The organism is Paenibacillus taiwanensis DSM 18679, assembly GCF_000425125.1.
In the GTDB taxonomy this organism is placed as follows: domain Bacteria; phylum Bacillota; class Bacilli; order Paenibacillales; family Paenibacillaceae; genus Paenibacillus_B; species Paenibacillus_B taiwanensis.
In genome coordinates, this window is record NZ_KE384308.1 from 475,789 (window position 1) to 488,816 (window position 13,028).

Annotated in this window: 7 protein-coding genes; all 7 read right to left on the bottom strand. The window is 45.4% G+C overall.

Going from position 1 to position 13,028, the window contains the following annotated elements; translation table 11 throughout:
• Positions 1 to 5: 5 nt before the first annotated feature.
• The 7 genes from parE to H509_RS0120465 all read right to left on the bottom strand — a co-directional run bounded on the left by parE (position 6) and on the right by H509_RS0120465 (position 13,014).
• Complete coding sequence (gene parE, locus H509_RS0120435; protein ID WP_028546715.1) at positions 6 to 1,997, bottom strand: DNA topoisomerase IV subunit B; 1,992 nt, start codon at positions 1,995 to 1,997, stop codon at positions 6 to 8.
• Between the two features lie 146 nt (positions 1,998 to 2,143).
• Positions 2,144 to 3,133: an ABC transporter permease gene (locus H509_RS0120440; protein WP_028546716.1), complete on the bottom strand. Its 990-nt coding sequence runs from the start codon at positions 3,131 to 3,133 to the stop codon at positions 2,144 to 2,146.
• Complete coding sequence (locus H509_RS0120445; protein ID WP_028546717.1) at positions 3,126 to 4,106, bottom strand: ABC transporter ATP-binding protein; 981 nt, start codon at positions 4,104 to 4,106, stop codon at positions 3,126 to 3,128. Before H509_RS0120445 ends, H509_RS0120440 begins: the two co-directional genes overlap by 8 nt.
• Positions 4,107 to 4,220: 114 nt before the next feature.
• Positions 4,221 to 5,030 (bottom strand): GDSL-type esterase/lipase family protein, encoded by an 810-nt coding sequence (locus H509_RS0120450; protein ID WP_028546718.1) that lies wholly within the window; start codon positions 5,028 to 5,030, stop codon positions 4,221 to 4,223.
• 193 nt (positions 5,031 to 5,223) lie between these two features.
• Positions 5,224 to 7,044, bottom strand: coding sequence for an ABC transporter ATP-binding protein (locus H509_RS0120455; RefSeq protein WP_028546719.1), 1,821 nt, complete (start codon positions 7,042 to 7,044; stop codon positions 5,224 to 5,226).
• A gap of 50 nt (positions 7,045 to 7,094) precedes the next feature.
• Positions 7,095 to 8,870 carry an ABC transporter ATP-binding protein gene (locus tag H509_RS0120460; protein ID WP_028546720.1) on the bottom strand — a complete coding sequence of 592 codons (1,776 nt, stop codon included), beginning with the start codon at positions 8,868 to 8,870 and terminating at the stop codon, positions 7,095 to 7,097.
• A 271-nt stretch (positions 8,871 to 9,141) separates the two neighbouring features.
• The gene (locus tag H509_RS0120465; RefSeq protein ID WP_084159313.1) at positions 9,142 to 13,014 is read right to left on the bottom strand and encodes a dynamin family protein; all 3,873 of its coding nucleotides are present in this window, start codon (positions 13,012 to 13,014) and stop codon (positions 9,142 to 9,144) included.
• Positions 13,015 to 13,028: the final 14 nt, after the last annotated feature.

A 13,028-nucleotide genomic window follows, 5' to 3' on the forward strand; every position in this document is an offset into this window, starting at 1 on the left:
CCTTTCTATTCTTCAAACTCCGTGAAGTCAACGTTCTCTACGATCCAGCGTTTACGAGGATCAACCTTATCTCCCATCAAAGTTGACACTCGGCGTTCTGCCTTGGCTGCATCCTCAATCTGAACTTGAAGCAGCGTACGTGTCTCTGGGTCCATCGTTGTTTCCCACAATTGGTCGGGATTCATCTCACCAAGACCTTTATAGCGCTGGATTTCTGCTTGATTTCCGAACTGTTTTAAATAACTGTTTAATTGTTCGTCCGTCCAAGCATATCGAACCGTTGAAAGCTTCCCTTTCTTGTGTGTAATCTTATAGAGAGGCGGCTGAGCAATATAGACCTTACCTGCATCAATTAGTGGCTTCATATACCGATAGAAGAACGTCAGCAGCAGCACCTGAATATGTGCGCCATCCGTGTCGGCATCGGTCATAATAATAATCTTGGCGTAATTGCTCTCGTCAACCTCGAATTCAGGACCTACGCCTGCACCAATAGCATGTATAATTGTGCGGTATTCATCATTTTTCAAAATGTCAGCAAGCTTGGCTTTCTCGGGATTCATCGGTTTCCCTTTTAAGGGTAAAATGGCCTGCACCTTCGAATCTCTCCCCTGCTTCGCAGAGCCTCCGGCAGAATCCCCTTCCACGATAAACAGCTCATTACGTGAAAAGTCCTTCGATTGGGCCGGCGTCAGCTTCCCGCCCAAATTCGAGCTCTCGCTGCGCTTCTTGCCTGTTCGCACTTCCTCACGGGCCTTGCGTGCAGCTTCACGCGCCCGCGAAGCTTGAATCGCCTTCTTTACTAACTGCTGCGCTACTTGCGGGTTCTCCTCAAGGAAGATCTGCATCTGCTCGGACACGATCGCATCTACTGCACTTCTCGCTATCGCACTTCCGAGCTGATCCTTAGTCTGGCCGACAAACTCTACTTCAGACATCTTCACGTTAATGACAGACATCATACCTTCACGAAGATCGTTGCCGTCCAGATTTTTGTCTTTCTCTTTAAGCAGTGCATTTTTGCGGGCATACTCATTCATTACCCGAGTATAGGCAGTCTTGTAACCTGTCTCGTGTGTGCCCCCGCCACGCGTCGGAATCGAGTTCACAAATGAAGCGATCGTCTCGGTATAACCATCGTTATATTGAAGTGCGATCTCTACCTCAATGTCATCTTTCTCCCCTGTAAAATGAATGACATCGTGCAGTACACTTTTGTTCTCATTTAAATATTGAACAAATTCGCTTGCTCCACCTTCATATCGGAACGTTTCCTGCTTGCCTGAGCGCTCATCCTTCAAATTCACCGTTAGACCCGAATTCAAGAAAGCAATTTCCTGCAAACGCTCGGAAAGCGTGTCAATGTTCATATGAATACTGCCGTGAAATACTTTCTTATCAGGCTTAAATGTTACTTTAGTTCCTGTCCGATTGGTGTTCCCGACTATCTCCAGCCCGCCAACAGGCTCGCCAACATGCTCAACGCCGTTGTCTTCCGTCCACGATTCAAAACGTTGGCGATGAATCTTGCCATCACGGTATATCTCAACGACTAGCCATTCTGATAATGCATTTGTCACGGATGCGCCTACACCATGTAGACCGCCTGACTTCTTGTAGCCAGAACCACCAAACTTGCCTCCGGCATGCAAGATCGTAAATACGACTTGTGGTGTCGGGATGCCTGTCTTATGTAATCCTGTTGGTATTCCTCGTCCATTATCACGAACCGTTATAGATTGGTCCGCATGTATCGTCACATCAATGACGGAGCAATACTTGGCCAGATGCTCGTCTACTGCATTGTCAACGATTTCCCATACCAGATGGTGAAGACCCGATGAGCTTGTGCTTCCAATATACATCCCTGGTCTCTTTCTAACCGCGACAAGCCCTTCGAGCACTTGAATGTCGTCAGCGCCATAATCCGAAGCGCGGTGCTCTGGTGTTCCTTCCTGCTTCGGAAGCTGACCGAACAAATCGATCTGATCGACCATTCGTGCTCCTCCTTCAATTGTACATATTATGTCTTTCTAAATCCGTCGGCAAAAGAAAATCTGCCGCACTAAACGTACTCATGAGATGACCTCACACCCCACCAGTTCGTTCAGATGCAAACAGATGTTTCGCATTCTTGTCTATTTTAATTCAAAATGTCCTGTTTCGTAAAGACGCGGAATGCAATGAATAACGCAGCCGCTCCCCAAACCGACAACACACCTAAGGAAAATAGCAGTGACATTCCCTCGACTGGCGCTGGTGTTCCAGCCAAATAATCTGTCAGCTTCAAATTAATCATAAATAAATACTTCGCTGTTGGCCATGCTGAAGCCATGTTATATAGTATCGTTCCTGCGATTAGTGTTGCCATCAATGTTACGATACTGGCAGCAGTACTCCGCACAAGTACGGATATCATAAATCCGAGCGCTGCAACCACAATGCTGGAAAACCATATTAATCCGCACTGCATCAACAAGTATAACCATGAAGGCAGCATATGTACAGCCTCAACGTTCACATTTGTCCCTGATACATTAAAACCGGTAAACAGCGGGAAATTCCAGCCTCCGTACCCAAACACAGCACCGGATATGAGGTAAGACAACAAAGCTGTCATAAGAACGACTACCCCCGTAAACAGCATAAGCACCAGCCATTTACTCATTAATATTTTCCACCTTCGTACAGGTCTTGTCAGCAGCATTTTAATCGTACCTGTTGAACGCTCAGAGGATACGATATCACTTGCGATGGCCATCACCAGCAGCGGAATAAATAAATTTACTGAGTTGTCCATAAAGGTACGCGTAAACGTAACACCGTTAGGCTCATTAGGATTTACGTCGTGATCCAAATAATATTGCAGCTGCTGAAGCATGATACGACGGAACTTTTTCCATTCTTCAGGAATCCGGTCGCTGCCGAGTGTATTTTGATAGTCCGTAATTTGTTGAGTAATTTCCCGCCGCCAATCCTGATCGAACTTCTCGCGGCTATTTTGGGCGATTTTCATTTGGGCGTATGTAAATACCGGAATTAAAATAACGAGAATAAGCATAACGACATAAAATCGTTTCTTTTTTAGCACTTTTAGCGTTTCGTTATGGATAAGAGCCAACATATTATTCAATGTGACCTCCTTCCGTCATTTCCAGGAAAAGCTGCTCAAGCGTTGGTACAACACGCTGAATGCCTTCTACGGCTACTCCTGCATCTGTCAACGCCTGATTTAATCCAGAAATATGCTCTGGTGCCGTTTCTGTAATAATAAAATGCTCTGGCAATCCGATAAGTACAGACTCATCGATAACCGCCTTATCCGCCTCCAGCACTTTCGCTTGTTCACTAGCCTGCAACATTTGTAATGCCTTATCCAACGGCTCTGCTATCCAGATGACATACTGGCTACGGCCTGTCAGTAACTGATCAACATCATCTACAGCAAGCACACGGCCATTGCTTATAATAGCAACCCGATCACACATTAATTGAATTTCGCTCAGCAGATGGCTTGATACAAATACAGCCATACCGCTGTCAGCCAGCAGTCGAATAAATCCTCGCAGCTCCTTAATACCAAGTGGATCAAGTCCATTCGTCGGTTCATCAAGGATCAACAGCTTGGGCTGTACAAGTAATGCCTGAGCAATACCAAGCCGTTGCCGCATGCCAAGTGAATACGTTTTGACTTTATCATGGATTCGCCTCGTCAAGCCGACTACGTTAACAACTTCATGAATGCGGATGGAATCAATACCAGGAACCATTCGCGCAAAATGTTCCAGATTCTCCCACCCAGTCAAATAGTTATACATCTCCGGATTTTCAACAATCGAACCTACAAACCTCAACGCTTTCTCAGGCTGGCGGTTCACATCATAACCGCATACTTGAATGTGACCAGAAGTAGGCTTGATCAGATCCACGAGCATACGAATGGTTGTTGTCTTGCCTGAGCCGTTTGGACCTAGAAAGCCAAATATTTCGCCCGCGCGGACATCAAAGCTCACATCATGAATGATCCATTTACGACCTATTTTTTTCTTAATTTGTTTGACGGATAATATGACAGGACGATCCGCTAATGTATGTTCCGATTCCATCTCAGTACCTCCTTAATTCAGCAACATAGATTACACACTCGCAACTCAAGCAACCAAACTGCTGTTTAAGTTCTGTCCATTGAAGTGGATACAGTTTATTTGACTTCACTATCACTACTTCATGCTTTGAACGATACGCTCCGCAATTGCTGCGTAGCCATCCCCGTTCGGATGAAAATGGTCAGAGGATATATAAATTGACATATTACGCTCAAAAAGATCCTGTGTCGGAATAAGCAGCATATTAGAATCTTTATTTATGATCGATGCTGCCGCATTGTTCCAGCTTTGAACGACTGAACCACCAATAACCCGCATTTCTTTGACGTCAGAGAACGGATTATACAATCCGACATATACAATAAGTGCTTCGGGATTCCATTTACGGATCCGGTTAAGTACCGATTCTAACGAAGTAACACCTGATTTTGCTTTAGCTTGCAAAGATTCCTCATTTAATGGCTCATTTCCCATCTGTTCCGAACGGGCGCTCTGAAATAAATCGTTGCCCCCTATCGTCAGCAAAATGACATTAGCTTGTTTCAAGGAATAACCGATGCTCTCTTCTTTCAGCTTGTCCACTAATTGATCTGCACGCAGTCCGTTCACCGCCAAATTGTTAATCAGCTTTACCGGCTTCGCTTGTACCTTCCGTAACTGGTTGACTGTACGTCGTACATACCCATCACCTGTGGCATCACCAGTGCCTCTTGTTAACGAGTCGCCAAGTGACACAATACGAATCTCCTTTATAGCTTCGTCTGGTATTACTTCCGGTGTTTTGACTTGTGGCTTTTCGGCAAATGGCACACTGCCTGGAGATATAATGTCGGCTACACCAAATCCGAACCCAACGAGGAACAACAAGGTCGAACCCACTCCTACAGCAGCGATAAATCCCCATAAGCCTGATCGCTTATTCATCTCGTTTCCCTCTCTTCATCGTTATGTATAGGGCTTGTCCAACAGATCAGATTACGATACATATGTAACTTCTGTATGACTAGATATAACTAATGCTGACAACATTTCTGTCTACACTTACATTACTGATTTATAGAACAGAAAGCAAATAAAGCTACGAGGCGCTCCCGTGTCATCAAGAGCGCCTCGCAGCTTACATGTATTTATATTGGGCGGCTACTAAACCATGATAAATGCCACGTTGCTCCATTAATGCATGGTGGTCCCCTTGCTCCATAATTCGTCCATGATCCAATACGATAATGTTATCACAATGTCGGATAGTTGATAAGCGGTGCGCAATAATAAACGATGTCCGCCCTTTAAGCAGCGTTTTTAATGCTTCTTGAATTTTAAGTTCCGTCTCCGTATCGATACTTGCTGTTGCTTCATCCAGTATAAGAATACGCGGATCTGCAAGCAGCGCGCGGGCAAACGAAATTAATTGCCTTTGGCCCATCGACAACACGTTGCCACGCTCCTGAACTTCGGTGTCATACCCCTCCTTCATTTCACAAATAAATTCGTGCGCATGAACAGCCTTGGCAGCCGCCTCTACTTCCTCGTCCGTCGCATCTAACCGTCCAAAACGAATATTATCTCTTATCGTGCCTGAGAAAATGAAGGTGTCCTGTAGTACAATTCCAACCTGAGATCGCAAGCTATGCAGCTTTACATGCCGAATATCAAAACCATCAACTAGCACGCGGCCCTCGGTTGGATCATAAAATCGGCATAACAAGTTAATGATTGTACTTTTGCCTGAGCCAGTATGCCCTACCAATGCAATTGATTGCCCTGCTTGCGCATGTAAGGATATCCCTTTAAGTGCGGCACGTCCCTTTTCATATTCAAACCATACCTGGTCTACTTGAACATCCCCTTTAATTAGCGGGAGCACCATTGCTTCCTTACTATCATCAACGGATGGCTTCTCATCCATAAATTCAAAAATACGTTCTGAGGATGCCATCGCGATAAGCATTTGCGAGTACATCTGTCCCAGTCGATTAATCGGCTCCCAGAAGTTCCCCACGTATTGGGCAAAAGCAAACAATACACCAACCGTGATTGCACTCGTTTCTACGAGGTGTGTACCGTACACAAACAAAATAAATGCTCCGACGGCGCTCGTAATTTCAATAACAGGACCAAACGTCTGATTTAACGCCGAAGCACGGTTCCAAGACTTGCGATTAATCGTGTTCATGTGATCAAAGAACGTCATATTCTCTTGCTCTTGAGTGTAGGCCTGTGTTACACGCATCCCTTGGATAGCTTCATTTAAGTGCGAATTAATACGGGATTGCTTAATACGGACATCCTGCCATGCCATACGGATATAACGACGCAGCTTCGTAGAAACAAGAAACATGATCGGAACCGTAATCATAACGGCAACAGCAAGCTGAACGTTCAAAAACAACAAAATAATGACAATACCTATTAACTGGAGCATATCAATCAGTACATTTATCGCTCCGTTTGTAAATAAATCTTGCAACGAGTTGATGTCATTGGTCACACGCACCAGCACAGACCCTGCAGGGCGTTTGTCATAAAATCGAAACGATAGCGACTGAATGTGCTTAAACAAATCGGCACGTAAGTCGTAAATAATACGCTGTCCGATCATATTCATAAACTTGATCCGGTAGGTGTTGGTCGCCCATTGGACCAAATATAACCCAAAAATGCTGCCCGTTATAATATACAACATACGAAGTGAAGCTGGCCCGCCGTCAGTCGGTTGTATGGCATGATCAATCGCATAACTGATCAGAAACGGAACAGCCAACTTCGTCAACGTACCTAAAATCATTAACAACATCAGTACAGGGAGCAACTGCTTGCGATAAGGCTTCATATAAACCAACAAGCGCCGCATCTGTGCCCAGTTAAACGGTTTTTCAATTAACTCATCGTCTTGGTAAACAAAGCGCGTTTTTTTATCATAGCCAATAGGGTTATCGATATCCTCGCCTAACCTCTGCTGTCTGGACGCATCTGCCGTATTCGCTTGACTCACGTTCTCACCTCATCTCTTGTCTCTGCTGACTCCTCCACCTGCAAATAGTCCGCATATTGAATTTGATACACATCTCGATAAGTACCTGGTGTCTGAATGAGCTCATGATGCGTGCCACGCTGAACGACTTTACCTTTATCTAATACGAGTATTTCATCAGCATGACGCAGTGACGAGATGCGATGTGCAATAATAAATACGGTGCGACCGCGCATAACCTCGTTAAATCCTGCTTGAATCTCATGCTCTGTCTCCATGTCAACTGCACTTGTTGCATCATCCAAAATTAAAATCTTCGGATCGTTCAGCAAAGCTCTAGCAATCGCAATCCGCTGCTTCTGACCTCCCGACAGTCCCATTCCTCTCTCGCCTACTATCGTATCGTAACCTTCAGGCAGTTCCATAATAAAATCATGTGCCTTGGCTAACTGCGAGACACGTATAATATCTTCTTCGGATACATCGTGACGACCATAAGCGATATTGTTGCGAATCGTGGACGAAAACAGAAACGTCTCTTGAAATACAGCTGCAATTTGGCGTCTCAGGCTTTTAAGGTCAATTTGACGAATATCGTGCCCATCCACCCGAATTGAACCCTCTTGCACATCGTAAGCACGCATCAACAACTGAATAATGGTTGATTTGCCCGCTCCCGTTCCTCCCAACAGTCCTATCACCTTGCCTGGTGCTGCATCGAGGTTAATATTATGAACAGCATGCAGTTCACCTTCATAACCAAACGAAACGTGATCAAATTGAATATGACCTTTAACTTCTTCTGGACTCAGCTTTACCGCGTCAATGCAATTTTTCACATCTACCTCGGAGTTTAATAATTCCAAAACGCGTTCACCTGAGGATTTGGCTTGCGTATAGTTGTTAATATGGAATCCGATTCCCCACATCGGACCGATAATGTACCAGATCATGCTGAAAAATGCTACAAGCTCACCTAACGACAGCGTCCCCTGAATAACAAATGTTCCACCCGCTCCTAGCAAAATGACAACACTTAACGACGCCAATATTTCCATCACAGGGAAGTAGCTCCCCCATAGGTTCGCCACGTGAATTTGATTGTCTTTGTAAGCGATGTTTCGCACCGAAAACTTGTCGACTTCATGTTCTTCACGGGCAAATGACTTAACCGTACGCACCCCGGTAATGTTCTCCTGCACAGCTGTGTTTAAGGAACTGAACGTCTTGCGCATCTCACGAAATGCCGGATGAATTTTCGATTCAAACTTGATCGCTACAAATACGAGCAATGGGATACAAATTAACGTAATAAGCGTTAACTGCCAATTGATGGAGATCATCATGCCTGCTCCAAACAAGACCATCAAAATCATATTTAATATTTGGGCAAAACCAAAACCAACAAAGTTACGAATCCCTTCTAGGTCGGCCGTTAATCTGGACATCAAATCCCCGGTTCGAGCTTTGTCATAATAACGGAAAGACAACGATTGCAATTTGCGGTAACACGCATTACGCATCTCGTAAGCGGTATAGTTACCTAGTCTCCCCCCAAAATAACCGTGTAAAAAGGTGAGGGTGCCTTTAATGCTAACAACGGTCACTACCGTTAATGCTAGCCAAGGCACCCATTCGTATTGCTGCTTCGCGATGACGTCGTCAATGAGAATTCTTAGCATGTTGGGATACACAAGTCCCAACGCTGTGGCGACAATCAAACTAGCAATGGATGCAAACAGCAAACTTTTTTTAGGCCAGTAATATGGCGCTAACTGTTTGAATATGTTCATCGTTACTCCCCCTCTCCTCCGTTGCAAACGATATGTAACGCAGTTTATCATCAGGCAATTTCAACTTCAAAACGGGCATTTACCCATAATAACGATTGTAAGCCGATACAGTGACATTTATGGGTAAGAATACGCTTTATTCTTTTAAATCATCCTTTTTCCTTACGACCGTAGCACATTAGAGAAAAAAGAAACCCACATCCCTTAAAGGGTGCAGGTAAATGCTCATTGATATCATTTTGATATAGAAAACGTTAAAATCGTTCTCAACTTATCTCATTTCATGCACTAAAGTGAGCAATTGAGCCGTTATTTCTTCCAGTTGCGCCGTATCAACATCTTCCCTCATAGCCGCTACCAGCGCTTCTTGGTAACGGGTAACGGAATCGATGCCGGATTGCAGCTGAGCTTTTAAAGTTTGTTTAAAATTTAAAATAGCTGCTTCCACTGCGGCTGCCTGAAACGCTTCATTGGTCCGCATTATATTTTGTATCGCGAGTTGCTCCATCAACTGTTTTAAAGAAGCCCTGCCTGAACCTTCAAAGAAATGCTTATTGTTCTTGTAAATCGAACGTAGCTTCTTGCCCGTTAATTCGCTTTCTGCATGTTGAATTTGAATGTTAGGTGTTGGCCAGGCTGTCATGGCGACAGAAACAGGCTCATATCCAGGCAGCCACTGTTTGGCTTGATCCACAGCCTTATTATAGTGCACCAGCACGAGACGTTGGGCCATCTGTTCAAGCCGAAGTGAGGTAGATAACAGTTCGTTTGTCAGTTCCAATTCGCTTGAGCGCTGCCAATCTCGATAGCACTGCAACAATGTTCGCTCAACGTCCTGATCGTCACTACGCAACGCCGCAGGACTGAATGAATAAGTAAAGGTGTCACTAAATCGAAACTGAATGCGCTGGCGTACATGATACAACAGCTCTTCCGTTTCTTGTTCCAGCATGCGGCCCTCATCCACGTCCATACTTGCCGTGAACCCGCTTATCGCAGCTTCTCCTGCTGCTGTCAGCTGTTGCAGTTGTCGTTCTCGCTCCGCTTCATCTGATCTAGCTGCATTTAGTATTGCTGTCAGTTGGCCGCATGCACGCTCCACATCAGACACTGCACTGTTGATCGCCATAGCTGCCAATTCTTCACTTGCGAAATGTAAAAACTCTGCTTCAAACTTTGTAAAACCTGTTGTGATCAACATCGCTTCGTCATTGGCAAGTTTCGCTTTCAGCGCATTCAAGCTGGAAATTGCACATAATCGCGGGGAGCGAATACCAAATTCAAGTAAACGGTCACCGACATACTGCATCACGTCATCTAATTCTTGTGAAGAGGAAGCCAAGTCTGCGGCATTTACTAAAAAGAACATCTTATCCAACTCAAACGCATCTTTTACACGTCCCAACTGCGTTAGGAACTGACGGTCTGCCTGCGAAAACGCATGATTATAATAGGTGACAAACAATACAATGTCAGCATTTTTGATATATTCAAAGGACACTCCGGTATGACGTGCATTAATGGAATCTGCACCAGGCGTATCTACAAAAGTAAAGCCCTGTCTCGTCCAAGGACTATCAACAAACAGCTGAACATGGTCTACAAAAGCCGATTGGCTCTCATCCGCCACAAACTGTCGATATCGCTCATAATCCACATGAAGCTCCTGCCCCAATAAGGAACTGAGTTCTGAATAGCCGCGTTTGACAGCGTGTATAAAGCTATAATGCGGTCTCCCTGAAGGATGGAGCATCGAAGGCTGCCAGCGGTCAACGGCTTGCAGCGCCTCAGACATGCTCCAATTGGCTGTCTCTGGTTCACCAATACAAGCTAAGGCATATTGAATATCGGCGAGAAGTTGACTCTCGCTCTTCATACGAACAAGCGCTGTCTGATGCGGATACTTTTCTGTAGGTGCTCCGATCATATTAATGGCAGCGGTCGTAGGGTTAGGTGAAACAGGTAATACATTTGCGCCAATAAGTGCATTCGCAAACGATGACTTCCCTGCACTAAATGCGCCAAATAACGCCACAGTAAACCGATTGTCCCGCAAACGCTGCGCCTTTGCTCGCAAATTGGGCACATAAGCATTCATCAACTGGAGAGGCACTAACGCATTAGCTGCTGATTCAAGCTGCATGGCTGCTGTTTGCAGCTTATCACTCATTTGTTCAACCGTAGGCCGCCAAGATGTGTTAACATCATCTACCTTATTGAGCATAAGATGAGCTGTATCACACGCCGCTACTGCATGAAGATGAACCCTGTCATCTTGCTCACTTAGAGAAGAGAGATTAGGTGTTATAAAAGGAGAAACGCCCTCCTCTGCTGTATGTTGTGGTAGATGATTTGCATCTATTGCTGCAATAGGCTTTGGCGCAATCTCACTTAAATCCGGCATCGCCTCTTGAGCCGTCCTTGCAGCGTTCATTTCATACGAAACTTTCTCCAATTGCTTTAGCATGACAGCGTGTCGTTCTTGAATCCGATACATCGTCTGCCGTGTGTTCGCTTCAATAGCAAGGTGACCTTGCAGTTCCACTATTCGCTGCTCCAAGCCCGATAAGTTCTGCTTATCTTGAGCATGAATCTGCTCGATGTACTGATCCGCTAGGCGAAGCGCTGTCTTTCGAATTAACGATTTCGCTTCTTCTGCGCGTCCACGGCAATAATTTATCGTATATTCACCTGAACCAGCTGAGGTGGTCTCAACAGCATCCGCAAACCAGGCGGGCGCAAAGGAAGGCAGAGAAGCTTCAAGCTTATTTACTACGTCTGTACCACTCTGGCCCGCACGCTCAGCCAACTGCCGCATCATCGGTACGAGGTGAGCTGTAACATTTGCCTGAATCTCTTGTGCCCATAACGTCACCAGTTGTTGCAAGCGCTGATCTCGTTCTGCCTCCGTCTTTGCGGCTGTAAATAATAAGCCTACCTTAAACCCAGGTTTACGACTGTCCAAGTATGATTGGGCACGGTCACGCAATAATGCAGGTGTAATATTAGCGTCCCTCAACAATCGACCTAACGTGTCCGCAAATGAATCCCGTTCACGCAATGAGCGCTCGCTTGTCAATTGGTATTCGTCTTCACAGCGTTGCAGCTCCGATCGAAGCTGCGCCACTTGCTCTTCTCCACCGATTCCGCTTGCCCATTCCTCATAGGCTGCTGTTACAGGCTCTTCTAGCCATGCGGTATGCTCAGATAACAAGACTCTCGCCGCCTGCTCAATGCCGTAACGAACCAAACGTTCCCGATTAAGCACAAGCTGGTGCAATGCTAAAGTAACCTGCTTCCATTCATTGTAAGGATGGTCTGGTTCACGCATCGATACATAATAAATAGCTGCTGGATGTATGCCCCACGCGGCCAATGCATGATCTACATCGTTGCGATAACGTTCAAATTCGATTTCCTGTTCCCGATGCTTATCAATTTGGTTCACAATCCAAATGATTGGCTTACCTGCCTCTACTACCTCTTTTGCGAATGTAAAGTTAAGCTCAGATTGAACATGATTATAATCAGTTACGTATACAACGACATCTGCCATATGCATGGCTGCTTCTGTAGCGGCTCGATGCTTGTCATCCGTCGAATCAACCCCTGGTGTGTCCAGCAGTGCAGCACCTGCTTTAAGCCAACTGACCTCGTCATATAGGTTTACACGCTCGACCTGTTCACCATCCTTACAAACAGCTTCAAGTTGGTCTAGTGGCACGACCTCTGCGATTGCGCTAGGGCCGTGTTCGGTTCTGCGATAAATTTCGGCACGACTTGTACCATAACGAACTGTAACAACATTCGCACTCGTAGGGATCGGACTGGATGGCAGCAATGATTTACCGCACAGCATATTAATAACGGTCGATTTGCCAGCAGAAAAGTGTCCGCACATCGCAATCATCAGCATATTGTCACGTTCTTTACCTACAAGCTCATGTAACTTGCGTGCTGCTGCTTCATTGTGCTCGCTTGCCATCTGTGAAGCCCAAGACTCCAGCACTTCACCTAACGGTGTTGATGTCGTTTCTTGCAGCTCTGTACGCAGCGCAGTTATGGACGCGCTTGTCTGCTGCCCCTCGTTTGTATTGTGATGCATAATACCTCTCGTGCCCCCCACATCAATGTAATCCTTCATTCACACTTTATACG